Consider the following 23,940-nt stretch of genomic DNA (forward strand, 5'->3'; position numbering starts at 1 on the left):
TGGAGGGGTCAGAACCACCCGGCCCGTACGGAAGGAGCACCCCGTGGCCATCAACATCGCGGACGAGTACCGCATGGCGAACTTCTACTTCGAGTCCAAGGCGTACAGCGACGCCGCCAAGCTGCTCGAAGGCGTGCTCGCCGAGGAGCCGGCCAACCTCTCCGTCCGGCTGCTGCTGGCCCGCAGCTACTTCCACTCCGCGCAGCTGTCCAAGGCCGAGGCCGAGCTGCGCCGGGTGCTGGACGCCGACCCGGCCGAGGACTACGCCCGGCTGATGCTCGGCCGCACCCTGGAGCGCCAGGGCCGCGCCGAGGAGGCCCGCCCGCACCTGCGGCTGGCCGCCGCGATGACCGGCGAGGAGCTCTGACACCCCGATAGGGAAGCGCAAAAAGGGGCGAGCCCCCGTCGCCACAAGGGCGACGGGGGCTCGCTGGGTACCGCAGGCGTACCGCTCGCGGGTCAGCGCGAGTAGTACTCGACCACGAGCTGCTCGTCACAGATCACCGGGACCTCCTTGCGCTGCGGCGCACGGTCCAGGCGGAAGGCCAGGGCCTTCAGGTTGACCTCGAGGTACTTCGGGGTCTGGCCCTCGCCCGCGTTGCCACCCTCACGGGCGACCTGGAACGGGACCTTCTCCTTGCTACGCTCGCGAACGGTCACGACGAAGCCCGGCTTCATCTGGAACGACGGCTTGTTGACCTTGCCGCCGTTGACCTCGATGTGGCCGTGGACGACCATCTGACGGGCCTGGTAGATGGTGCGGGCGATGCCCGAACGCAGGACCAGGGCGTCGAGGCGGGTCTCCAGCTCGGCGACGAGCGCCTCACCGGTCTTGCCCTCGGCCTTCTTCGCGCGGTCGAACGCACGCGCCATCTGCTTCTCGCTCAGGTCGTACTGAGCGCGCAGACGCTGCTTCTCGACCAGACGGACCTTGTAGTCCGAGTTCTGCTTGCGGCCACGGCCGTGCTGGCCGGGCGGGTACGGGCGGGCCTCGAAGTACTTGACGGACTTCGGGGTCAGCGGCACGCCGAGCGCACGCGCGATCTTGACCTTGGGGCGCTTCTGGTTCGCCATGAACCAAACCTTCCTTGCTCACGAATACGGCTTCACCAGGTGTTGACGGAGGTCGCATGTCGCGGCCCGGAGAAAACCCCACCGCCCGTGGGCAGTGCGATCAGCCGCTCTCCGGGGCCGGGCACGAAAGTGCTGGTCACACGGTCGAACCGGGAAACCGGTCGCCCGCGACACCGAAACGGTGCACGACGCTCCTGGTGCGGACCTCCCGAAGGAGGCCTACGGCCACGGTCCCGCTGGTGAGGCCGGTCGGTTGGGTCTCCCCCGCCGCCGTCCCGGGACATGGCACTCCGATCGAGTATACCGGCAGATCACTCCGCCTCCGACGCGCCCCCGCGCTCCCCCTCGGCCCCGCCCTGCGGCGCGCCCTTCCGCTCCCCTTCGGTCCCGGCCTTGGCCCCGCCCTTCGGCTCGCCGCGCAGCCGCCCCCTGGTCCACTCCACGACGTCGGCGTAGCGGGCCTCGCCGCCGCGCCGGGTCGGCCGGTAGTACGCCCTGCCGTGCACCGCGTCCGGCGCGTACTGCTGGGTGGCGATGCCCTCCGGCAGGTCGTGCGGGTACTGGTAGCCCTTGCCGTGCCCCAGCTTGCCCGCGCCGCCGTAGTGCGCGTCCCGCAGGTGCGGCGGGACCGGCCCGGCCAGCCCCTGCCGGACGTCCGCGAGCGCCGCGTCGATCGCCAGGTAGGCGGCGTTGGACTTGGGCGCCAGGGCCAGCGCGATGGCCGCCTGGGAGAGGATGATCCGCGCCTCCGGGAAGCCGATCAGCGCGACGGCCTGGGCCGCCGCCACCGCCGTCGACAGCGCCGTCGGGTCGGCCAGGCCGATGTCCTCGCTGGCCGAGATCATCAGCCGGCGGGCGATGAACCGCGGGTCCTCCCCCGCCTCGATCATCCGGGCCAGGTAGTGCAGCGTGGCGTCCACGTCGCTGCCCCGGATCGACTTGATCAGCGCGCTGGCCACGTCGTAGTGCTGGTCGCCGTCCCGGTCGTAGCGGACGGCGGCCTGGTTGACGGCGGTCTCGGTGGTGGCCAGCGTGATGCTCGGCTCGCCCTGCTCCAGCGCCGCGCCGGCCGCCGCCTCCAGCGTGGTGAGCGCCTTGCGGGCGTCGCCGCCGGCCAGCCGGACCAGGTGGTCCTCGGCCTCGGCGGTCAGCTCCACCGCCCCCTCCAGGCCGCGCTCGTCGGCCACCGCGCGGCGCAGCAGCGCCCGGACGTCCTCGTCGGTCAGCGACTCCAGGGTGAGCAGCAGCGAGCGGGAGAGCAGCGGGGAGATCACCGAGAAGTACGGGTTCTCGGTGGTCGCCGCGATCAGGGTGACCCAGCGGTTCTCCACGGCGGGGAGCAGGGAGTCCTGCTGGGCCTTGGAGAAGCGGTGGATCTCGTCGAGGAAGAGCACCGTCTCGCGGCCGGTCATGCCGACCGCGCGCCGGGCGCCGTCGATGACCGCGCGGACCTCCTTGACACCGGCGGTGATCGCGGACAGCTCGACGAAGCGGCCCTCGACGGCCTGGCTGATGACATGCGCGAGCGTGGTCTTCCCGGTGCCGGGCGGGCCCCAGAGGATCACCGAGCTGGTCGCCGCCGGGCCGCGCGACCCCGTGACCAGCCGGCGCAGCGGGGAGCCGTCCTTGAGCAGCTTCCGCTGGCCGGCCACCTCGTCGAGGGTGCGCGGGCGCATCCGCACGGCGAGCGGCGCCCGGCCGGGCTCCTTGGCCTGGCGTTCCTCGGCGGCGGCGGTGAAGAGGTCCGGTTCGTCCACACCGGAAGCCTATGCGAGCGCACCGACAGCCCACCGACAGCCCGCCGACTGCCCGCCGCCAGCCCGCCGCCGGTCGCTCAGGGCTGCCGCGGGAGGTCCAGCAGGACGACCTCGAACTCCTCCAGCGAGCGCAGTGTCGACCCGCCGGCGGCCACCGCCCTGGCCCGGGCCTCGGCGACCGGGCCGCGCGAGGCGTCCAGGGTCTCCCGGCTGTTGAACAGGCCGCCGACCGCGCCGCGCTCGTCCTCGACGTTGAGCAGCATCGAGCCGCCGAGGAAGCCGGGGATCCGCTGCAGCGCGGGCAGCGCCTGGTCCCGGAAGGCGGTGACGATCCGCTCCGCCTGCGAGCGCTCGAAGTCGAACTTGGCGAGCCGGAACCACGAACCGGGCACCGGCTCGGCGGGCCGGGCGGCCACCACGGCCTCCCAGACGTCGACGGTCACCGTGCCGGCGAACGGCGTCAGCAGTTCGCCGCGCCGCCCGCGCAGCGCCGCGTCGCTGTCCCGTTCGGCCTGCCGGCTGTCCCACCACGAGCCCATCGTGATGATGCCGAGCTCCCGGTTGGCGAACAGCCCGAAGCCCCGGTAGCCGGGCTGCGCGGACAGCAGCCCCACCGCCTCGGCGCTCAGCCCGTCGAGGGCCCCGCCGATGAGGTCGGGATCGCCGGTGAAATAGCCGGTGCGAACGAACATGGCCGGTCTCCTGACGTCGTCCGGCCGCCTGCGGGCCGCCGGTACCTTGCCGAGCACGTCCATCGGACGGCGCGGCGGCGGCTCCGGCAACGCCGCAGGGCCATCCGGAGGACGCGGCTCAGAGGCCCGCGGCGTGGTCCGGGACGTACTTCTGGAGGTCCTTCGGCGACCGCCGGTAGCCCCGGGAGGCCGGGCGCTCCGGCAGCTCGATCCGCCGCGGGCCCACCTCGCGGTACGGGACGGTGGAGAGCAGGTGGGCGATCATGTTGATCCGGGCCCGCCGCTTGTCGTCGCTCTCCACCACGTGCCAGGGCGAGTCCGGGGTGTCGGTGTGGAGGAACATCTCGTCCTTGGCCCGCGAGTAGTCCTCCCAGCGGGTGATCGACTCGACGTCCATCGGCGACAGCTTCCAGCGCTTCATCGGATCCTCCAGCCGGCCCCGGAAGCGCCGCTCCTGCTCGGTGTCGCTGACCGAGAACCAGTACTTGCGCAGCAGCAGGCCGGCTTCGGTGAGCATCCGCTCGAAGGTCGGGCACTGCTGCAGGAACTGCCAGTACTCCTCCTCGGTGCAGAAGCCCATCACCTTCTCCACCCCGGCGCGGTTGTACCAGCTCCGGTCGAAGAGCACGATCTCCCCCGCGGCCGGCAGGTGCTCGACGTACCGCTGGAAGTACCACTGGGTGCGCTGCCGCTCGGTGGGCGCGGGCAGGGCGGCCACCCGGGCGATGCGCGGGTTCAGATACTCCGTCACCCGCTTGATCGCGCCACCCTTGCCGGCCGCGTCGCGCCCCTCGAAGACCACCACCAGCCGGGCGCCCTCGGCGCGCACCCACTCCTGGAGCTTCACCAGTTCGTACTGGAGCCGGAGCAGCTCGCGCTCGTAGGGCTTCCTCGCCAGCCGCTCGGCCGGACCGCTCCGCCCGTCCGGGGCGCTCTGCTCGCGCTGGGCCTCGGCTGCCACCTGGTGCCTCCGTTCGGCGGGGTTCGGCGGGTGCTGATGCCCCCTCACCGTACGCCCCGGACCCGGTTTCCGCAGGCCGGAGGCGGTCCGGCCGGACAGCGGCAGCCCCCTGAACCGCCGCTGTCCGGCTCCCCCGTGGGACGGTCCGAGGACCGAACGATCAACCATGGCGCAGACCTGCCGAGCCGGTCCAATTTACTGTTCCATAACCTTGCGGCATGGATGTCGACACCCGTCTGCTGCGCAGCTTCGCCGCGGTCTGCGAGGAGGGGCAGCTGACCGCGGCGGCGGCCCGGCTGTTCGTCTCCCAACCGACGCTGACCAAGCAGATCCGCCAGCTGGAGACCCTGCTCGGGGTCGAGCTGTTCGAACGCTCGCGGTACGGCATGACGCCGACCCGGGCCGGCCTGGCGCTGGCCGCGCACGCCGACGCGCTGATGGCCGGCTGGGAGGAGGCGCTGCGCGCCACCCGGGCGGCCGCGGCGGAGCACGGCTCGACGCTGCGGGTGGGGTTCGAGGGCGGCATCATCAACGTGATGACCCAGCGCACGGTGGCGGACTTCGCCCGGCGGATGCCGGGCTGGCAGGTGGAGCTGCGGCAGAACAACTGGTTCGACCCGACCTCGGGCCTGGCCACCGGGGAGATCGACCTGACGCTCTGGCACGCGCCGCCCTCGCTGGCCCGGCGGTACGGCGTGGCCGCGCTGGGCGAGGAGCCGCGCTGCGTGGCGCTGCCGGCCGGGCACCGGCTGGCCGGCCGTGCGGTGATCGACTTCGAGGAGCTGCTCGACGAGCCCTTCGTGGCGATCCCGCACGAGTCCGGGCACTGGCGGGACTACTGGCTGGCGGTCCGGGAGCGGGGCGGGCGACCGGTGCGGATCGGCGCGGTGGCGCACAACACCGACGAGTGGCTGGCCGCCGTGGTGTGCGGCCAGGGCGTCGGTTTCGCCCCGGAGACGATGAGCCGGCTGGCACCGCGCGAGGATGTCGCGTACCGGCCGGTGCGGGGGTTGAGCCCGAGCCAGGTCGGGCTGTACTGGCCGAAGGACCGGACGCCGACACCTGCCATGGCCGCGTTCGTGCTCAGCTGCCGGGCCACGGTAGGTCTCGGGAAGCGGGTCCTGGAGCACGCCGGGGCCCCCGGCGCGGATCCAGGAGACAGGCCCCAAGACAGGACCTAAACGGCCTCGAAGGGGTCCGGGTACTGGCACACGCCCCGCGGGGAGCCGTCGTACGCGGACAGCGCGAGCGTCTGGAAGTACCCGTCCGGCACCTCGAACGGGCCGCTCACCTCGTGCCGTTGGGCCGGGATGAAGCCGAAGCGGCGGTAGTAGTCCGGGTCGCCGAGCACGACGACGAGCTTCTCGCCGGCCTCCTCGGCGGCCGTCAGCGCGGCCCGGACCACCAGTTCGCCGACCCCCTTGCGCTGCCACTCGGGCGCGACGGCGACCGGCGCGAGCGCCAGCGCGGTGCCCTCGCCGACCCGCAGCCGGGTGAGCAGCGCGTGGCCGACCACCAGCCCCCCGTCGTCCACGGCGACCACCGACAGCTCCGGCAGCCAGGCCGGGTCGCGGCGCAGCGCGTCGACCAGATCGGCCTCGTCGGGGCCGGGGAAGGCGGCCATGTGGACGCGCCTGGTGGCGGGAGCGTCCTCGGGACACTCGATTCTGGTACGCACCTTCACGGGAGGAACCCTCTCTCTGTCGCACGCCGTTGTGGACCGGCCCCGGACGGCGAGGTGCCGTCCGGGGCCGTGAAAGGTTGGCCGATACCGGCCGATGTCGGCCGACGGACCGTCAGGCCTTCGGCTGGGCCTCGGACTTGGCGTCCTCGCGGACCTTCGGCTGGGCGTCCACGCCGGCCTCGCGGCGCTGCGCCGGGGTGATCGGGGTCGGGGCACCGGTCAGCGGGTCGCCACCGGTGGACGTCTTCGGGAAGGCGATGACGTCCCGGATGGTGTCGTACCCGCCGAGCAGGGTGACGATCCGGTCGAGGCCGAAGGCGACACCGCCGTGCGGCGGCGGGCCGTAGTTGAAGGCGTCCAGCAGGAAGCCGAACTGCGAGGCGGCCTCCTCCTCGGAGAGGCCGATCGCGTCGAACGCCCGCTTCTGCACGTCCCGCTGGTGGATACGGATCGAACCGCCGCCCAGCTCCGAACCGTTGAGCACGAGGTCGTAGGCGTTGGACAGGGCGCTGCCCGGGTCGGTGTCGAAGGTCGCCAGCGACTCGGCGGTGGGGGCGGTGAAGGGGTGGTGCACGGCGTGCCAGCCCTGGAACGCGCCCTTGTCGTCCTCGATCGGCTCGAACATCGGGAAGTCGACGACCCAGAGGAAGGCCCAGCGGGACTCGTCGATGAGCTCGCAGCGGCGGCCGATCTCCAGGCGGGCGGCGCCCAGCAGCTCCTGGGAGGGGCGCTCCTTGCCGGCCGCGAAGAAGATCGCGTCGCCGTTCTTGGCGCCGGCGGCGGCGGCGAGGCCGGCCAGGTGCTCCGCGGAGAGGTTCTTGGCGACCGGGCCGCGCAGCTCGCCGGTCTCGGCGTCGATGAGCACGTAGGCGAGGCCCTTGGCGCCGCGCGCCTTGGCCCAGTCCTGCCAGGCGTCGAGCTGCTTGCGCGGCTGCGAGGCACCGCCGGGCATGACCACGGCGCCGACGTACGGGGCCTGGAAGACCCGGAACTCGGTGCCCTTGAAGTACTCGGTGAGCTCGGTGAGCTCCTGGCCGAAGCGGACGTCCGGCTTGTCCGAGCCGTAGCGGCCCATGGCGTCCGCGTAGGTCATCCGCGGCAGCGGGTTCGGGATCTCGTAGCCGTGGACCTCGCGCCAGACGGCACCGATGATCTTCTCGCCGAGCGCCAGGATGTCCTCCTGGTCGACGAAGGAGGCCTCGATGTCCAGCTGGGTGAACTCCGGCTGCCGGTCGGCGCGGAAGTCCTCGTCGCGGAAGCAGCGGGCGATCTGGTAGTAGCGCTCCATGCCGGCCACCATCAGCAGCTGCTTGAACAGCTGGGGCGACTGCGGCAGGGCGTACCAGTGGCCGGGCTGCAGGCGGACCGGGACGAGGAAGTCGCGGGCGCCCTCGGGGGTGGAGCGGGTGAGGTACGGCGTCTCGATGTCGAGGAAGTCGTTCTCCTCCATCACCCGGCGGATGATGTTGTTGACCTTGGAGCGCAGGCGCAGGCCCTTGGCCGGGCCCTCGCGGCGCAGGTCGAGGTAGCGGTAGCGGAGGCGGACCTCCTCGTTCACCGTGCCGGGCTCGTACTCGGCGACCGGGAACGGCAGCGGCGCGGCCTCGGAGAGGACCTCGATCGCGCTGACCACGACCTCGACGGCGCCGGTCGGGATGTCCGGGTTCTCGTTGCCCTCGGGCCGCACCCGGACGTCGCCGACCACCTTGACGCAGTACTCGGCGCGCAGGCCGTGAACGGAGTCGAGGTCGCGGACCACGATCTGCACGGTGCCGGAGGCGTCGCGCAGGTCGATGAACGCCACGCCGCCGTGGTCGCGGCGGCGGGCGACCCAGCCGGCCAGGGTGACGGTGGTGCCTGCGTGCTCCGGGCGGAGCGTGCCCGCGTCGTGCGTGCGGATCACAGCTGCTTCTCCTTCAGGGTGGTGACGAGTGCGTCGAGGGCGACGGGGTTCTGCTCGCCGGTGGTGAGGTCCTTGAGCTGGACGACGCCTTCGGCGAGGTCCCGGTCCCCGGCGACGAGGGCGAAGCGGGCGCCGGACCGGTCGGCGGACTTCATGGCGTTCTTGATGCTCTTGACGCCGAAGGCGAGGTCGGTGGCGACGCCGGCCCGGCGCAGCTCGACCACCTTGGCGAACAGGACGTTCTTGGCCTCCTCGCCGAGCGCGACGGCGTAGACGGAGGTGGCGCCCGGCAGGTCGAGGGTGACGCCCTCGGCCTCCAGGGCCAGGAAGGTGCGGTCCACGCCGAGCGCCCAGCCGACCGAGGGCAGCGCCGGGCCGCCGATCATCTCGGAGAGGCCGTCGTAGCGGCCGCCGCCGCCGATCGCGGACTGGGCGCCGAGGCCGTTGTGCACGAACTCGAAGGTGGTGCGGGTGTAGTAGTCCAGCCCGCGGACCAGCTTGGGGTCGTCGACGAAGGCGACGCCGTTCGCGGTGAGCAGCTCGCGGACCTTCTCGTCGTAGGCCTTGCAGTCCTCGCAGAGGTAGTCGCGCAGCATCGGGGCGCCGCCGAGCTGGGCCTGCACCGCCTCGCGCTTGTCGTCCAGGACGCGCAGCGGGTTGATCTCGGCGCGGCGGCGGGTGTCCTCGTCGAGGTCCAGGCCGGCCAGGAACTCGACCAGGGCGGCGCGGTAGACCGGGCGGCACTGCTTGTCGCCGAGGCTGTTGAGCAGCAGGCTGTAGTCGCGCAGGCCGAGGGTACGGAAGGCGTCGTCGGCCAGGATGATCAGCTCGGCGTCCAGCGCCGGGTCCTCCGCGCCGATCGCCTCGGCGCCGACCTGCGAGAACTGGCGGTAGCGGCCCTTCTGGGCGCGCTCGTAGCGGTAGTACGAGCCGGAGTACCAGAGCTTGACCGGCAGGTTGCCCTGCTTGTGCAGGTTGGCCTGGAGCGCGGCGCGCAGCACGGAGGCGGTGCCCTCGGGGCGCAGCGCGAGCTCGTCGCCGCCCTTGGTGGTGAGGGTGTACATCTCCTTGGAGACGATGTCGGTGGACTCGCCGACACCCCGGGAGAACAGCTTGACGTCCTCGAAGACCGGGGTCTCGATGTACCCGTAGCCGGCCCGGCGGGCGGGGGCGGCGATCGCCTCGCGGATCGCCAGGAAGGTCGCGGAGCCGGGCGGCAGCAGGTCGTAGGTGCCCTTGGGGGCGGTGAAGGTGCTCAACTTCTCTTCCGTCACATTCCTCGTCGCGGGAAAGCCGGGGCGCCGACCGCCCCCGCTGCCTGTCGGAGGTAGGGGTTGGTGGCGCGCTCGCGGCCGATGGTGGTCTGTCCGCCGTGGCCGGAGAGGACCACGGTGGCGTCGTCGAGGGGCAGGCACACCCGGGCCAGCGAGCTCATGATCGCCTCGCCGTCCCCGCCCGGGAGGTCGGTTCGCCCTATGGAGCCGGCGAACAGCAGGTCGCCCGAGAAGAGCACCGGGGGGAGGTCCTCGGCACCGGGCGTCCGGAAGGTCACCGACCCCCTGGTATGGCCGGGGGCGTGGTCGACGGTGAGCGAGAGGCCGGCCAGCTCCAGCAGGGCGCCGTCGGTGAGTTCACGGACGTCGTCGGGCTCGCCGACGGTCAGCTCGCCCATCAGCTGGGTGCCCAGCGAGCGGCCGAGCGCCTTCTCCGGGTCGCTCATCATGTAGCGGTCCTCGGGGTGGATCCAGGCCGGGACGCCCTTGGCGCCGCAGACCGGGACCACCGAGGCGACGTGGTCGATGTGGCCGTGGGTGAGCAGCACGGCGACCGGCTTCAGCCGGTGCTCGCGGACCAGTTCCTCGACGCCGGCCGCGGCCTGGTGGCCCGGATCGACGATGACGCACTCCTCGCCCGGCCCCGGTGCGACCAGGTAGCAGTTGGTGCCCCAGGCTCCTGCGGGGAATCCGGCGATGAACACGCGCGTCCTTCGGGGTCGGTCTGCGGGTCGTGGCCGTCGGTCGCCCGGGCGGCTTCGGCTGCTGCTAGGAACGGTGAATGTAGGGGCAGCCTACCGGCGGTCCGGGTCCGGTTGCGAACCAGATCCACGTGACAGGTTCACCTCGACCTGACAGGTTCACCCCGTTCTTACGGTCGCGGTCCCTACACTTGGCCGCCGATGGATGCGATGATCCGCATCGGCATCGCACACACACGAAGCCCAGCCCCACGAAACCCAGACATCCGCGACCAGCACATCCGTAGGAGACACAGCCGGTGGTCAGCAGCGAACAGCGGCGGCGTCAGCTCGCCCGGGAGAAGTACGAGCGCCAGGCCGAGCGCCGGGCCGCCGCCGCCACGGCGCGCAAGCGCCGCAACACGGTCCTCGGCGCCGCCCTCGCGGTGGTCGTCCTGGCCGGCGGCGGCAGCCTGTTCGCCACCGGGGCCTTCGACTCGGACGACAAGAAGAAGGACAGCGCCGCCCAGGCCGCGCCCACCCAGGACGCCCCCACCCAGGCCGAGCCGACCGCGCCGGTCCGCAAGGCCGTCGAGGGCTGCGTCGACCCCGCCCCGGGCGCCCCGAACGGCAAGCAGTGGCCCGCCGAGCCGGCCATGACCATCGACCCCAAGGCCGCCTACACGGCGACCCTGGACACCAACTGCGGCAAGGTGACGGTCGCGCTGGACGCCGCCAAGGCCCCGCACACGGTGAACTCCTTCGCGTTCCTGGCCGGCGAGAAGTACTTCGACCACACCAAGTGCCACCGCCTCACCACCGACGGCATCTTCGTGCTCCAGTGCGGCGACCCGACCGCCAGCGCCACCGCCCCCGGCGGCACCGGCGGCCCCGGCTACAAGTTCGCCGACGAGAACCTCACCGGCGCGACCTACCCGGCCGGCACCCTGGCGATGGCCAACTCCGGCCCGAACACCAACGGCAGCCAGTTCTTCCTGGTCTACAAGGACACCAAGCTGCCGCCGAGCTACACCCCCTTCGGCAAGATCACCGGCGGCCTGGACGCACTCCAGAAGATCGCCGCCGCGGGCACCCTGGAGGGCGGCGGCGACGGCCACCCGATGGCCGACGTCACCCTGAACTCGGTGACCGCCGCCAAGGGTTGACCCACCCCGGGGCCACCCCGGGGTTGTTCCGGGGCCGCTCGGTACCGCCGGTCACGGCGCACCGGGCGGCCCCGGCCCGAAATCGCCCGGCCCGGATGCGGACAGCACCGGGCCTGGTCGCCTATGTTGGCGTTGTATAGGGTGCCCAGACCCGCCGGCCGTCACCCTCGGCAGCAGCACACGGCGGACGGGGACGGCGGACTCATCGGTCCGCCGCACATCAACTGTGGACGACGAACGCGTACCGCCCCGGCGCGGGCGCGACGTCATGTGGAGGACGCGCTATGAGCAGCGACCCGTGGGGCCGTGTCGACGAGCAGGGCACGGTCTACGTCAGGACCGCCGACGGCGAACGCGTCGTCGGCTCCTGGCAGGCCGGCTCGCCCGAGGAGGCGCTCGCCTACTTCGAGCGCAAGTACCAGGGCATCGAGGTGGAGATCGGCCTGCTGGAGAAGCGGGTGCGCACCACCGACCTGGCCGCCAAGGACGCCCAGACCGCGCTGGAGCACCTGCGCGAGCAGGTCACCGAGGCGCACGCGGTGGGCGACCTGGCGGCGCTGGCCAAGCGCCTGGAGACGCTCGCCGGAGAGATCGACAGCCGCCGTGAGGAGCGCAAGGCCGCCCGGGCCAAGGCCCAGGACGAGACCCGCTCCGCCAAGGAGGCGCTGGTCGCCGAGGCCGAGCAGCTCGCCGAGTCCACCCAGTGGCGGGAGGCCGGCGACCGGCTGCGCGCCCTGGTGGACACCTGGAAGGGCCTGCCCCGGCTGGACCGCAAGAGCGACGACGAGCTGTGGCACCGCTTCTCGCACGCCCGCTCGGTCTTCTCCAAGCACCGCAAGTCGCACTTCGCGGCGCTGGACGCCGAGCGCGAGCAGGCCCGGCTCACCAAGGAGCAGCTGGTCGCCGAGGCCGAGGCGCTCTCCTCGTCGACCGAGTGGGGCGACACCGCGGCGAGCTACCGCGACCTGATGGCGCGCTGGAAGGCCGCCGGCCGCGCCCAGCGCGACATCGAGGACGAGCTGTGGGCGCGGTTCCGCGGCGCCCAGGACGTCTTCTTCCAGGCCCGCTCCGCGGTGTTCAGCGAGCGTGACGCCGAGCAGGTCGCCAACCAGAAGCTCAAGGAGCAGCTGGCGGCCGAGGCCGAGACGATCCTGCCGATCACCGACCTCAAGGCGGCCAAGGCCGCGCTGCGCGAGATCAACGAGCGCTGGGAGGCCATCGGCCACGTGCCGCGCGACGCCCGTCCGAAGCTGGACGGCCGGCTGAACGCGGTCGAGCGGGCGATCCGCGAGGCCGAGGACAGCGAGTGGAAGCGCTCCAACCCGGAGGCGAAGGCCCGCGCGGCCGGCATGGTCGGCCTGTTCCAGGCCAAGGCCGAGAAGCTGCGCGCCGACCTCGACAAGGCCCGCGCGGCCGGCAACGCGTCCAGGACGGCGAAGCTGGAGTCCGAGCTGGCCGGCGTCGAGGAGCTGCTGGAGCAGGCGCACCGCAGCCAGGAGGAGTTCAGCGGCTGACCGGCCCGTTCAGCGGCTGACCGCCGCCCCGCACGACGGTGAAGGGCCCCCGGGGATCACTCCCCGGGGGCCCTTCACGCTGCCGGCGGCCGCTACTCGCGGGCCCTACTTGCGGGCCGAGGTGACGCGGTAGACGTCGTAGACGCCCTCGACGCCGCGCACCGCCTTGAGCACGTGGCCGAGGTGCTTGGGGTCGCCCATCTCGAAGGTGAACCGGCTCATCGCCACCCGGTCGCGGGAGGTCTGCACCGCCGCCGACAGGATGTTGACGTGCTGGTCCGACAGCACCCGGGTGACGTCCGAGAGCAGCCGGGAGCGGTCCAGCGCCTCGACCTGGATGGCCACCAGGAAGACCGAGGACTGGGTGGCCGCCCACTCGACGTCGATCATCCGCTCGGGCTGCTGGTTGAGCGCCTCGACGTTGACGCAGTCGGCGCGGTGCACCGAGACGCCGTTGCCGCGGGTGATGAAGCCGACGATGCCGTCGCCCGGCACCGGGGTGCAGCAGCGGGAGAGCTTCACCCAGACGTCCTCGACGCCCTTGACGATCACGCCCGGGTCGCCCTTGGCCCGGCGGCGCACCGCCCGGCGGTTGTCGTGGGTGGGCGTGGCCGTCTCGGCGAGGTCCTCGGTGGCGCCCTCCTCGCCGCCCAGCGCCTGCACCAGCTTCTGGACGATGTTCTGCGCCGCGACATGGCCCTCGCCGATCGCCGCGTACAGCGAGGAGATGTCCGGGTAGCGCATCTCGTGGGCCAGGGTGACCAGCGAGTCGCCGGTGAGGATCCGCTGGATCGGCAGGCCCTGCTTGCGCATCGCCCGGGCGATGGCCTCCTTGCCCTGCTCGATCGCCTCCTCGCGGCGCTCCTTGGAGAACCAGGCACGGATCTTGTTGCGGGCGCGGGGCGACTTGACGAAGCCCAGCCAGTCCCGGGACGGTCCGGCGTTCTCCGCCTTGGAGGTGAAGACCTCGACGGCGTCGCCGTTCTCCAGGGTCGACTCCAGCGGCACCAGCCGCCCGTTCACCCGGGCCCCTATGGTGCGGTAGCCGACCTCGGTGTGCACCGCGAAGGCGAAGTCCACCGGGGTGGCGCCGGCCGGGAGTGCTATGACGTCGCCCTTGGGCGTGAAGACGAAGACCTCGTTGCTGGCCAGGTCGAAGCGGAGCGACTCCAGGAACTCGCTGGGGTCGGCGGTCTCCTTCTGCCAGTCGAGCAACTGCCGCAGCCAGGCCATCTCGTTGACGGCGCCGGCCTTGTCGTCCTTGCGGGTCTGGGTCGGGGTGTCGGTGCGCACCTTGGAGGCGCCGGCCACCGCGCGCTGCTTGTACTTCCAGTGCGCGGCGATCCCGTACTCGGCCCGGCGGTGCATGTCGAAGGTGCGGATCTGCAGCTCGACGGGCTTGCCCCCGGGACCGATCACCGTGGTGTGCAGCGACTGGTACATGTTGAACTTGGGCATCGCGATGTAGTCCTTGAACCGCCCCGGCACCGGGTTCCACCGCGCGTGGATGGTGCCCAGCGCCGCGTAGCAGTCGCGGACCGTGTCGACCAGGACCCGGATGCCCACCAGGTCGTAGATCTCGGCGAAGTCCCGGCCCCGGACGATCATCTTCTGGTAGACCGAGTAGTAGTGCTTCGGCCGGCCGGTGACGGAGGCGGTGATCCGGGCGCCGCGCAGGTCGCCCTGGACCTGGTCGATGACGGTCGCCAGGTACTCGTCCCGCTTGGGGGCGCGCTCGGCGACCAGCCGGACGATCTCGTCGTACATCTTGGGGTAGAGGATCGCGAAGGCGAGGTCCTCCAGCTCCCACTTGATGGTGTTCATGCCCAGCCGGTGCGCCAGCGGGGCGTAGATCTCCAGCGTCTCGCGGGCCTTCTTCTCCTGCTTCTCCCGCTTGAGGTAGCGCATGGTGCGCATGTTGTGCAGGCGGTCGGCCAGCTTGATCACCAGGACCCGCGGGTCCTTGGCCATCGCGACGACCATCTTGCGGACCGTCTCGGCCTGCGCGGCCTCGCCGAACTTGACCCGGTCCAGCTTGGTGACGCCGTCCACCAGCAGGGCCACCGAGTCGCCGAAGTCCTTGCGCAGGGTCTCCAGGCCGTAGTCGGTGTCCTCGACGGTGTCGTGCAGCAGCCCGGCCATCAGGGTCGGGGCGTCCATGCCCAGCTCGGCCAGGATGGTCGAGACCGCCAGCGGGTGGGTGATGTACGGGTCGCCGCTCTTGCGCTTCTGCCCGCGGTGCCACTTCTCGGCGACCGCGTAGGCCTTCTCGATGTCCCGCAGCAGCGCCGGGTCGGCCTTGGGGTCGTTGGCCCGGATGGACCGGAACAGCGGCTCCAGCACCGGGTTGAGGACGCTGGAGCGCTGGCCGCCCAGGCGGGCGAGCCGGGCGCGCATGCCGCCGGCGGTGGAGGCCCGGCCGCTCGCGGCGGGCGGGCGGGACGGGGTCTGCGCCGGACGTGCCGGGGTGGCCCCCGAGGGCGCGGGCCGGTTCTCGGGGGCGGCCGCAGCGGCCGTGGGCACAACCTCGTCGGGCAAGGACACTCCTCAGGGCGCTCGGCCTGCCCCTCGCGGGCACCACGCGGCGGGGGCCGCGCCTCGTGCAACCGGGAGGGGATGAATCTTCATGGTACCGAGCCCGGCGCCGGGGCGTTCGGTCGGCCGGGCCCGCACACCGGGCGGACACACCCCGGACACACCGCGAACCCGTCCCGGAACGCCGACGGGCGGCGGCCGGATCACTCCGACCGCCGCCCGCCCGGGCCCGTATTCAGCCGGGACCTAGACCGTGACCAGCGTCTCCAGCGGGGCCGCACCCAGGTGCGGGGCCAGCCGCTCGCGCCCGGGCAGGAAGCCCAGCTCCATCAGCACCACGACGCCCGCCAGCTCGGCGCCGGCCTCCTTCACGAGGTCCAGCGAGGCACCGATGGTCCCGCCGGTGGCCAGCACGTCGTCCACCACCAGCACCCGCTCACCGGGCGCGAAGGCGTCGCACTGCACCTCCAGCGTCGCCGAGCCGTACTCCAGCTCGTACGAGCGGCGGAACACCTCGCCGGGCAGCTTGCCCTGCTTGCGGATCGGGACGAAGCCGAGCCCGGCCGCGAAGGCCGCCGGGGCGGCCAGCACGAACCCGCGCGCCTCCAGGCCCACCACCTTGGTCGCCCCGAGCGCCCGCGCCCGCTCCGCCAGCGCCCGGGTGAGCGCGGCGAAGGCCTCGGCGTCGGCGAGCAGCGGCGCGATGTCCTTGAACAGCACGCCCGGCTTCGGGTAGTCCGGGACGTCCCGGATCCGGCTGGTGAGCAGCTCGGCCAGTGCGATGTCGGCGGTGGTCACGAAAGGTCCTTACGGTCGGTGGGGATCAGCGCTTGGTCGAGGGACGGCCCTTGGCACGCGTGGTGCCGGCCGCTCGGCCGCGCGGAGCGACCATACCCGCCGGCAGGTCCTCGTCCGCGATCTCCTCATCCTCGCCGGACTCGCCGGCCTCCCTGGCCGCGGCGGCCTTGGCGTCGGCGGCCTTGCGCAGGGCGACCCGCTTGGCCAGCGCCTTCATCTCCGGCTGCTCCTCCTTCAGCTGCGCGAGCAGCGGGGTGGCGACGCAGATCGAGGAGTAGGCACCGGCGGCGAGACCGATGAACAGGGCCAGCGAGATGTCGTTCAGGGTGCCGGCACCGAGCAGACCGCCACCGATGAACAGCAGCGCCGCCACCGGGAGCAGGGCGACCACCGTGGTGTTGAGCGAGCGGACCAGGGTCTGGTTGAGGCCCGCGTTGGCCGCGTCGCTGTAGGTGAGCCGGTTCTGCTTGGTGAGGTCCTTGGCGTTCTCCTTCACGGTGTCGAAGACGACGACCGTGTCGTAGAGGGAGTAGCCGAGGATGGTCAGGAAGCCGATCACGGTACCCGGGGTGACCTCGAAGCCCACCAGCGCGTAGACGCCGATGGTGATCAGGAGGTCGTGGATGAGGGCGACCAGGGCGGCCACCGCCATCCGCCACTCGAAGGCGATCGCCAGGTAGATCGTCACCAGGATCATGAAGATGATCAGGCCGGTGAGCGCCTTGTTGGAGATCTGCTCACCCCAGCTGGGGCCGATCACCTGGGTGTCGATGTCCGCGACCGGGACGCCGATCTCCTGGGACAGCTTGCCGGTGAACTCCGAGGAGGTGGTCTTGTCCTCCGAGGAGACCTGGATGCGGATCTTGCCGTTGTCGGTCGACTGCACCAGCGGGTGCGAGGAGACGATCTTGTCGACCGCGTCCTGGGCCTGCGACACCGACAGCCCCGGCTTGGCCACGGTGTAGACCGAGCCGCCCTTGAACTCGATGCCCAGGTGCAGGCCCATCGCCAGGCCGATCGCGGCGACCAGGACGATCGCCCCGGAGATGCTGTACCAGAGCTTGCGGCGGCCGACGAAGTCGAAGCTGACCTCGCCCCGGTAGAGCTTGTGGCCCAGATTGGAGAAGCGCGACACGGTGTCAGGCCCCCTTCACAGCGGCGGAGGACGAAGGGGTACGGCGACGGCTGCTGCGCAGCGGCGGGCGGGCGCCCAGGCGCTTCGGGTCCAGGCCGGACCACGGGTGGCCGTCGGAGAAGAACTTCCGGCGGGCCAGCAGCGTGATCAGCGGCTTGGTGAAGAGGAAGATCACCACGACGTCGAGCGCCGTGGTCAGACCCAGCGTGAACGCGAAGCCCTGCACCTTGCCGACCGAGACCACGTAGAGCACGGCGGCACAGAGGAAGGAGACGAAGTCCGACACCAGGATGGTGCGCCGGGCCCGCGGCCAGGCGCGCTGGACGGCCGGGCGCAGCGGGGCGCCCTCGCGGACCTCGTCACGGATGCGCTCGAAGTACACGATGAAGGAGTCGGCGGTGATACCGATCGCGACGATGGCGCCGCAGACCGCCGGCAGGTTCAGCGCGAAGCCGATCCCGCCGCCGAGCAGGCTCATGATCGAGTAGGTCAGCGCCGCCGAGACGAGCAGACCGGCGATCGAGACCAGGCCCAGGCCGCGGTAGTAGATCAGCGAGTAGAGGACCACCAGGACCATGCCGATCAGACCGGCGACCAGGCCGGCCTTCAGCTGGTCGCCGCCGAGCTGCGGGGAGACGGTGGTGACGTCGCTGGTGGTGAACTCCAGCGGCAACGCGCCGAAGCTCAGCACGTTCGCGAGGTTCTGCGCCTCGGTCTGGCCGAAGTTGCCGGTGATCACGGCCGAGCCGCCGGGGATGGCCTGGCGGACGGACGGGTGGGAGACGACCTGGCCGTCCAGCACGATGGCGAACTGGTTGGTCGGGTCGGGCTGGGCGGCCAGCTTGCCGGTGACGGCGGTGAAGGCGTCGGTGCCCTTGTTGTCGAACTGGAGCTGGACCTGCCAGCCGGCGCCCTGCTGGGTGTCGATGCTGGCCTGCGCCTTGGAGACGTTCGAGCCGAAGACCGCGACCGGGCCGAGGGCGAGCTTGTAGAACGCGCCGTTCTCGTCCTTCTGCGTGCAGGCGACGGTCGGCGCGCCGTCGGCGCCCTGGTAGTTCTTGTTCCGCTGGTCCGGCTTGCTGCAGTCCAGCGAGGCGAACTGGGCGGCCAGCTCCGGCGGCACGGTGCCCGAGGTCATCGCGGCGGAGAGGTCCGGGGTGACCGGGGCGGTGGCGGCGGCGGACGGCGCGCCGGTCGCGGCGGCCGTGGCCGCGGCGCTCGGGGTGCCGGAGGCGGCGGCGCCGGTGGTGGCGGCCGGCGACGGGGTGGTGTCGGCCGCGAGGGCCTCACCGGCCGGCCGGCCCTGCTTGGTGCCGGTCGGGCTCGGGGTGCCGGTCGCGGCGGCCGTGCCGGTGGCGCTCGGCGTGCCGGTCGCGGCGGCCGTGGCGGCGGCGCTCGGGGTACCGGTGGCGCCCGGGGTGCCGGTCGCGCCCGCCGACGGGGTCGCGCTCGGGGCCGGGGCCGGGGCCTGGATGCCGCTCGGGGCGAGGGCGAGGACCGGGCGGAAGTACAGCTTCGCGGTGGTGCCGACCTGGTCGGCCGCGCTCTGCTTGTCACCGCCCTTGGGGATGTTCACGATGATGTTGCGGTCGCCCTGGGTCTGGACCTCCGCCTCGGAGACGCCCATTCCGTTGACCCGCTGCTCGATGATCCCGGTGGCGATCCCCATGCTGGACTTGTTGATCGCCTTGGGGTCGCTCGACTTCGCGCTCAGCGTGATGCTGGTGCCGCCGGCGAGGTCGATCCCGAGGCGGGGCTTGGTGTTGCCCGTCCCGAACATGAGGGCGACCAGTCCGACGGTCACGACCAGGATGAGGGCCAGCGCCCGCCCTGGGTAGCCGTCGCGCGGGCGCGACTTGGGTGTTGCCACCTTGCTCGTTTCTCCCTGTCCATGCCACTTCCCCCACCGGACCCCGTCCGGCTCGTGGCTGGACGGGGTGTGGCGGAACTGCGGCCCTGAGTCCTGTTGGGGGCTCGCGGCGGTACGCCGCGCGGCCGTGCGGATGCCCGACCGTACTACTTGCTCGCGGGAGCGCCGTCCTCGGCCTTCGCATCGCCCTTGTCGGCGTCGTCCTTGCTGAACGACAGCGGCTTGGCGTCGGTCGTCTCGGCGTCGGCGTCGGTGTCCGCGGCCTCGGCGGTCTCGACGGCCTCGGCGTCGACCGGCTCGTCCTCGGCGGGGCGGCCGTTGATGATCGCGTCGTACTCCGCGGGCTCCAGCACCGCGGCGATCGCGCTCTTGGTGAAGTAGCCGACCACGCCCGGCGCGATCTCCAGCTCGACGGTCTCGTCATTGACCGCCTTCACCTGCGCGTACAGACCGCCGATGGTCCGCACACCCGCCCCGGGCTCCAGCGCCGTCTGCATCTGCTGCATCTGCTGCTGGCGCTTCTTCTGCGACCGGAACATGAGCACGATCGCGAGGATCGGGAGGAGAAGGATGATGAGGTTCACTGCAGCCAGGGTCCTTTACGGGCCGCCGGCCGGCGGCCTGTGTGGTAATGGTCGTCCCGTCGGGTGAGAGGGGCGGTCCGGCGGAGTCTAGGCGACCCCGAACTGATCGGACAACGCCAAGCATCGCATCCTGCCGCCGAAAGTGGCGACCCTCCGCCTGCACAGTTTCGCGGGACTTCTCCCCCGGCTCCTCCGGCCGCCCCCACCCCGGGCGCACATCCTCCGCACACGCTCCGCCCCCACCCGTTCGGCCCCGTGCCCGGGAACCGGTCAGGCCTCCGGGGCCACGCCCCCGTCGGGAGCGAAGAGCTCCGGCTGGGCGGGCACCCCGCCGCGACCGGGCTGCGCCGGGGGGACGAGGCCGAGGTGCCGCCAGGCCGCGGCGGTCGCGATCCGCCCGCGCGGGGTACGGGCCAGCAGGCCCTCGCGGACCAGGAACGGCTCGGCGACCTCCTCGACCGTCTCGGCCTCCTCGCCCACCGCGACCGCCAGGGTCGACAGCCCGACCGGGCCGCCGCCGAACAGCCTCAGCAGGGCGTCCAGCACCGCGCGGTCCAGCCGGTCCAGACCACGGGCGTCCACCTCGTAGACGTCCAGCGCCCGGGCGGCGATCTCGGCGGTGACCGCGCCGTCGTGCCGGACCTGCGCGTAGTCGCGGACCCGGCGCAGCAGCCGGTTGGCGATGCGCGGCGTCCCCCGGGAGCGGCCGGCGATCTCGGCGGCGGCGGCCGGGTCGATCCGCACGTCCAGCAGCGCGGCCGAGCGGTGCACCACCCGCTCCAGCTCGGCGGGGGCGTAGAACTCCATGTGGCCGGTGAACCCGAACCGGTCGCGCAGCGGCGGCGGCAGCAGACCGGCCCGGGTGGTCGCGCCGACCAGGGTGAACGGCGGCAGCTCCAGCGGGATGGCGGTCGCGCCGGGCCCCTTGCCGACGATCACGTCGACCCGGAAGTCCTCCATCGCCATGTAGAGCATCTCCTCGGCGGGCCGGGACATCCGGTGGATCTCGTCGAGGAAGAGCACCTCGCCCTCGGCGAGCGAGGAGAGGATCGCCGCGAGGTCGCCCGCGTGCTGGATCGCCGGGCCGGAGGTGATCCGGATCGGGGCGCCCAGCTCGGCCGCGATGATCATCGACAGGGTGGTCTTGCCGAGCCCGGGCGGTCCGCTGAGCAGCACGTGGTCCGGGGCGGTGCCGCGCTGACGGGCCGCCTGGAGCACCAGGGACAACTGCTCGCGCACCCGCTCCTGGCCGATGAACTCGTCGAGCAGCCGGGGGCGCAGCGCCGCCTCGACGGCCTGGTCCTCGCCGTCGGCGGCGGCGGTCACCAGCCGGTCGGCGGGCTCGGAGTCGTACGGGCTCATCGGAGGCGGCTCCCACATCGGTGTCGACAAAGTGACAGGTCGTCAGGTGGCTTCGGCGAGACAGGCGGCTTCAGCGAGAACGGTTGAGGCTGCGCAGCGCGAGCCGCAGCAGCGCGCCGACGTCCGGCGTCGTCTGGGCCTGCGCCTCCGGAGTGACGGTGGCGACCGCCTCATCCGCCTCGCGGGGCGCGTAGCCGAGACCGACCAGCGCGGCGTGCAGCTGCTCGCCCCACGGCGCCGGCCCGGCCGCGACCGGCTTCTGCGCCGGCACGGCGCCGTGCGGCGCGCCCAGCTTGTCCTTGTACTCCAGCAGCAGCTTGGCCGCCTTGGCCTTGCCGATGCCGGGCACCGCCACCAGCGCCTTCTCGTCGCCGTTCGCCACCGCGGCGCGCAGCGCGTCCGGGCTGTGGACCCCGAGGATCGCCTGCGCCAGCTTCGGCCCGACCCCGGGCGCGGCCTGGAGGATCTCGAAGACGGCGCGCTCGTCGTCGTCCGCGAAGCCGAACAGGGTCAGCGAGTCCTCCCGGACCACCAGCGAGGTGGCCAGCCTGGTCGGCTCCCCCAGCCGCAGACCGGCCAGCGTGGTCGGCGTGCACTGGACGGCCATGCCGACCCCGCCGACCTCGACGACCGCCAGGCCGGCGGAGAGCGCCGCCACGGGTCCTTGCACGAAGGCGATCATCGGAGGGTTCCTTTCGAGCCGGGCGGGGAGATGGTGCGGGGCGGGGAGATGGTGCGGGCGGCGGCCGCCTTGACCGCGGCCTCCAGGCGGTTGGTGGCGCCGCCGCGCCAGATGTGGCAGATGGCCAGCGCCAGCGCGTCGGCCGCGTCGGCCGGCTTCGGCGGCGCGTCGAGCCGCAACAGCCGCTGCACCATGGCGGTGACCTGTGCCTTGTCGGCCCGGCCCGAGCCGGTGACGGCGGCCTTGACCTCGCTGGGCGTGTGCAGGGTGACCGGTATGCCGCGCCGGGTCGCGCAGAGCATCGCGACCGCGCTGGCCTGCGCGGTGCCCATCACGGTGCGCACGTTGTGCTGGGCGAAGACCCGCTCGACGGCGACCAGGTCGGGCCGGTGCTCGTCCAGCCAGGCCTCGATGCCCTGCTCGACCAGCAGCAGCCGCTGCCCGATCTCCGCCTCGGCGGGGGTGCGCACCACGCCGACCCCGGCCATCCGCAGCGGCCGGCCCGGCGCGCCGTCGACCACGCCGACCCCGCACCTGGTCAGCCCCGGGTCGACCCCCAGCACCCGCACCACGGCTCCCACCCCTCCATCACCCGCGACCAGCCATCCGACCGGTCAACCGACCAGCCGTCCGACCTGGCATCCGACCTGGCATCCGACCTGCGAAGGCTACCGCCCGCCTCCGACAGCGCCGCCAACGACACCGGCCCGGCGGTCCTGGGGACCGCCGGGCCGGGGAAGCGGCACGATCACTCGGCGTCGAGCTGCGCACCGACCTCGTCGCTGATGTCGAAGTTGGCGAAGACGTTCTGCACGTCGTCGCTGTCCTCCAGGGCGTCGATCAGCTTGAAGATCTTGCGGGCGCCGTCGACGTCCAGCTCGACCTGCATGCTCGGGACGAAGTTGGCGTCGGCCGAGTCGTAGTCCACGCCGCCGTCGACCAGCGCGGTGCGCACGGCGACCATGTCGCTCGGCTCGGAGACGATCTCGAACGCCTCGCCGAGGTCGTTGACCTCCTCGGCGCCGTGGTCGAGGACGATCTCCAGGAGCTTCTCCTCGTCCACGCCGTCCGCCTTGGGGACGATCACGACACCGCGGCGGTTGAACAGGTACGAGACCGAGCCCGGGTCGGCCATCGAGCCGCCGTTGCGGGTCATCGCCACGCGCACGTCGGAGGCGGCGCGGTTGCGGTTGTCGGTGAGGCACTCGATGAGCACCGCGACGCCGTTCGGGCCGTAGCCCTCGTACATGATCGTCTGGTAGTCGGCGCCGCCGGCCTCCAGGCCGCCACCGCGCTTGACGGCGCGGTTGATGTTGTCGATCGGGACGGAGGCCTTCTTGGCCTTCTGCACGGCGTCGTACAGCGTCGGGTTGCCGCCCAGGTCCGGACCGCCGGTGCGCGCCGCCACCTCGATGTTCTTGATCATCTTGGCGAAGAGCTTGCCGCGCTTGGCGTCGATCACGGCCTTCTTGTGCTTGGTGGTAGCCCACTTAGAGTGGCCGGACATCGCCAGCTCCTTTACGTCGCCAATGGGAAATGAACAGATGAGATCTTACCGGTGCGGCCGACGCTCGCCCGCACACGGTCGTTCGCGCACCGTCACGCGGCGGCGAGGTGCTCCTCGACCATCCGCACGAAGTAGGCGTGCACCCGGTGGTCGCCGGTGAGCTCCGGGTGGAAGGAGGTGGCCAGCAGGTTGCCCTGGCGCACCGCGACGATCCGGCTCTCCGGGCCGTCGGCGGCCGGCAGCTCGGCCAGCACCTCGACGCCCGCGCCGACCGCCTCCACCCACGGGGCGCGGATGAACACGCCGTGCACCGGCGCGTCGTCCAGACCGGCGAAGGCGATGCCGGACTCGAAGGACTCGTTCTGCCGGCCGAAGGCGTTACGGCGCACGGTCATGTCGATGCCGCCCACCGTCTCCTGGTCCTCGCGCCCGTCCAGGATCTTGTCGGCCAGCATGATCATGCCGGCGCAGGTCCCGTACACCGGCATGCCGGCCGCCACGCGCGCGCGCAGCGGGTCCATCACGCCGAACAGCAGCGCCAGCTTGGACATCGTGGTGGACTCCCCGCCGGGGATCACCAGCGCGTCGACCTCGGCCAGCTCCTCCACCCGGCGGACCGGACGGGCCAGCGCGTCGGCCTCGGCCAGCGCGACCAGGTGCTCGCGGACATCGCCCTGCAGGGCCAGGACGCCGATGACTGGAGTGGACACTTCTCGTACCTCTTGACTCTCGAACGGACGACGCGCAGCGGCCCGCCGCGTC

The 23,940-nt window shown here is 72.3% G+C and carries 22 protein-coding genes; 4 read left to right on the plus strand and 18 right to left on the minus strand.

The window, feature by feature from the left end; genetic code table 11:
* The first annotated feature begins 73 nt into the window (after positions 1-73).
* Complete coding sequence (locus ACFP3U_RS09470; RefSeq protein ID WP_380224908.1) at positions 74-367, plus strand: tetratricopeptide repeat protein; 294 nt, start codon at positions 74-76, stop codon at positions 365-367.
* A gap of 92 nt (positions 368-459) precedes the next feature.
* Here the strand turns inward: ACFP3U_RS09470 and rpsD are convergent, their stop codons facing one another.
* The 4 genes from rpsD to ppk2 form a co-directional block, all read right to left on the minus strand.
* Positions 460-1,074 (minus strand): 30S ribosomal protein S4, encoded by a 615-nt coding sequence (rpsD, locus tag ACFP3U_RS09475; protein ID WP_376149976.1) that lies wholly within the window; start codon positions 1,072-1,074, stop codon positions 460-462.
* A gap of 311 nt (positions 1,075-1,385) precedes the next feature.
* The gene (locus tag ACFP3U_RS09480; RefSeq protein WP_380224860.1) at positions 1,386-2,831 is read right to left on the minus strand and encodes a replication-associated recombination protein A; all 1,446 of its coding nucleotides are present in this window, start codon (positions 2,829-2,831) and stop codon (positions 1,386-1,388) included.
* 77 nt (positions 2,832-2,908) lie between these two features.
* Positions 2,909-3,523: a hypothetical protein gene (locus ACFP3U_RS09485; protein ID WP_380224861.1), complete on the minus strand. Its 615-nt coding sequence runs from the start codon at positions 3,521-3,523 to the stop codon at positions 2,909-2,911.
* A 118-nt stretch (positions 3,524-3,641) separates the two neighbouring features.
* Positions 3,642-4,421 carry a polyphosphate kinase 2 gene (gene ppk2, locus ACFP3U_RS09490; protein WP_380224909.1) on the minus strand — a complete coding sequence of 260 codons (780 nt, stop codon included), beginning with the start codon at positions 4,419-4,421 and terminating at the stop codon, positions 3,642-3,644.
* Positions 4,422-4,702: 281 nt separating this feature from the next.
* Between ppk2 and ACFP3U_RS09495 the strand changes: the two genes are divergently transcribed.
* Positions 4,703-5,665, plus strand: coding sequence for a LysR family transcriptional regulator (locus tag ACFP3U_RS09495; protein WP_380224862.1), 963 nt, complete (start codon positions 4,703-4,705; stop codon positions 5,663-5,665).
* On the opposite strand, the gene ACFP3U_RS09500 is transcribed toward ACFP3U_RS09495, so the two are convergent.
* The 4 genes from ACFP3U_RS09500 to ACFP3U_RS09515 all read right to left on the minus strand — a co-directional run bounded on the left by ACFP3U_RS09500 (position 5,662) and on the right by ACFP3U_RS09515 (position 10,049).
* Entirely contained in the window at positions 5,662-6,168 is a 507-nt protein-coding gene (locus ACFP3U_RS09500; RefSeq protein WP_380224863.1) for a GNAT family N-acetyltransferase, read from the minus strand. The two genes, ACFP3U_RS09495 and ACFP3U_RS09500, sit on opposite strands and share 4 nt — an antisense overlap.
* Before the next feature lie 112 nt (positions 6,169-6,280).
* Positions 6,281-8,071 carry an aspartate--tRNA ligase gene (gene aspS, locus ACFP3U_RS09505; RefSeq protein ID WP_380224864.1) on the minus strand — a complete coding sequence of 597 codons (1,791 nt, stop codon included), beginning with the start codon at positions 8,069-8,071 and terminating at the stop codon, positions 6,281-6,283.
* Complete coding sequence (gene hisS, locus ACFP3U_RS09510) at positions 8,068-9,330, minus strand: histidine--tRNA ligase (protein WP_380224865.1); 1,263 nt, start codon at positions 9,328-9,330, stop codon at positions 8,068-8,070. The genes aspS and hisS overlap by 4 nt, the downstream gene beginning before the upstream one ends.
* 11 nt (positions 9,331-9,341) lie before the next feature.
* Positions 9,342-10,049 carry an MBL fold metallo-hydrolase gene (locus tag ACFP3U_RS09515; protein WP_380224866.1) on the minus strand — a complete coding sequence of 236 codons (708 nt, stop codon included), beginning with the start codon at positions 10,047-10,049 and terminating at the stop codon, positions 9,342-9,344.
* 296 nt (positions 10,050-10,345) lie between these two features.
* Between ACFP3U_RS09515 and ACFP3U_RS09520 the strand changes: the two genes are divergently transcribed.
* Positions 10,346-11,191: a peptidylprolyl isomerase gene (locus tag ACFP3U_RS09520; protein WP_380224867.1), complete on the plus strand. Its 846-nt coding sequence runs from the start codon at positions 10,346-10,348 to the stop codon at positions 11,189-11,191.
* A 284-nt stretch (positions 11,192-11,475) separates the two neighbouring features.
* On the plus strand, positions 11,476-12,705 hold the full coding sequence (locus ACFP3U_RS09525) for a DUF349 domain-containing protein (RefSeq protein WP_380224868.1): 1,230 nt from the start codon (positions 11,476-11,478) through the stop codon (positions 12,703-12,705).
* A 105-nt stretch (positions 12,706-12,810) separates the two neighbouring features.
* Here the strand turns inward: ACFP3U_RS09525 and ACFP3U_RS09530 are convergent, their stop codons facing one another.
* The 10 genes from ACFP3U_RS09530 to pdxT all read right to left on the minus strand — a co-directional run bounded on the left by ACFP3U_RS09530 (position 12,811) and on the right by pdxT (position 23,888).
* Complete coding sequence (locus ACFP3U_RS09530; protein WP_380224869.1) at positions 12,811-15,243, minus strand: RelA/SpoT family protein; 2,433 nt, start codon at positions 15,241-15,243, stop codon at positions 12,811-12,813.
* Between the two features lie 243 nt (positions 15,244-15,486).
* Entirely contained in the window at positions 15,487-16,038 is a 552-nt protein-coding gene (locus tag ACFP3U_RS09535) for an adenine phosphoribosyltransferase (protein ID WP_380224870.1), read from the minus strand.
* A gap of 25 nt (positions 16,039-16,063) precedes the next feature.
* Complete coding sequence (secF, locus tag ACFP3U_RS09540; RefSeq protein WP_380224871.1) at positions 16,064-17,173, minus strand: protein translocase subunit SecF; 1,110 nt, start codon at positions 17,171-17,173, stop codon at positions 16,064-16,066.
* Between the two features lie 4 nt (positions 17,174-17,177).
* Positions 17,178-19,043: a protein translocase subunit SecD gene (gene secD, locus ACFP3U_RS09545; protein ID WP_380224873.1), complete on the minus strand. Its 1,866-nt coding sequence runs from the start codon at positions 19,041-19,043 to the stop codon at positions 17,178-17,180.
* Positions 19,044-19,189: 146 nt separating this feature from the next.
* A complete protein-coding gene (gene yajC / locus ACFP3U_RS09550) occupies positions 19,190-19,627 on the minus strand; it encodes a preprotein translocase subunit YajC (RefSeq protein WP_380224874.1) in 438 nt (145 codons plus the stop codon).
* 270 nt (positions 19,628-19,897) lie between these two features.
* Entirely contained in the window at positions 19,898-20,989 is a 1,092-nt protein-coding gene (gene ruvB, locus ACFP3U_RS09555; protein ID WP_380224875.1) for a Holliday junction branch migration DNA helicase RuvB, read from the minus strand.
* Positions 20,990-21,059: 70 nt separating this feature from the next.
* On the minus strand, positions 21,060-21,671 hold the full coding sequence (gene ruvA, locus ACFP3U_RS09560; RefSeq protein ID WP_380224876.1) for a Holliday junction branch migration protein RuvA: 612 nt from the start codon (positions 21,669-21,671) through the stop codon (positions 21,060-21,062).
* Entirely contained in the window at positions 21,668-22,240 is a 573-nt protein-coding gene (gene ruvC, locus ACFP3U_RS09565) for a crossover junction endodeoxyribonuclease RuvC (RefSeq protein ID WP_380224910.1), read from the minus strand. The genes ruvA and ruvC overlap by 4 nt, the downstream gene beginning before the upstream one ends.
* A gap of 179 nt (positions 22,241-22,419) precedes the next feature.
* Positions 22,420-23,178 carry a YebC/PmpR family DNA-binding transcriptional regulator gene (locus ACFP3U_RS09570; RefSeq protein ID WP_380224878.1) on the minus strand — a complete coding sequence of 253 codons (759 nt, stop codon included), beginning with the start codon at positions 23,176-23,178 and terminating at the stop codon, positions 22,420-22,422.
* A gap of 92 nt (positions 23,179-23,270) precedes the next feature.
* On the minus strand, positions 23,271-23,888 hold the full coding sequence (pdxT, locus tag ACFP3U_RS09575; RefSeq protein WP_380224879.1) for a pyridoxal 5'-phosphate synthase glutaminase subunit PdxT: 618 nt from the start codon (positions 23,886-23,888) through the stop codon (positions 23,271-23,273).
* Positions 23,889-23,940 lie beyond the last annotated feature (52 nt).

The sequence above is a fragment of the Kitasatospora misakiensis genome (genome assembly GCF_042656005.1).
Taxonomy (GTDB): Bacteria; Actinomycetota; Actinomycetes; order Streptomycetales; family Streptomycetaceae; genus Kitasatospora; species Kitasatospora misakiensis.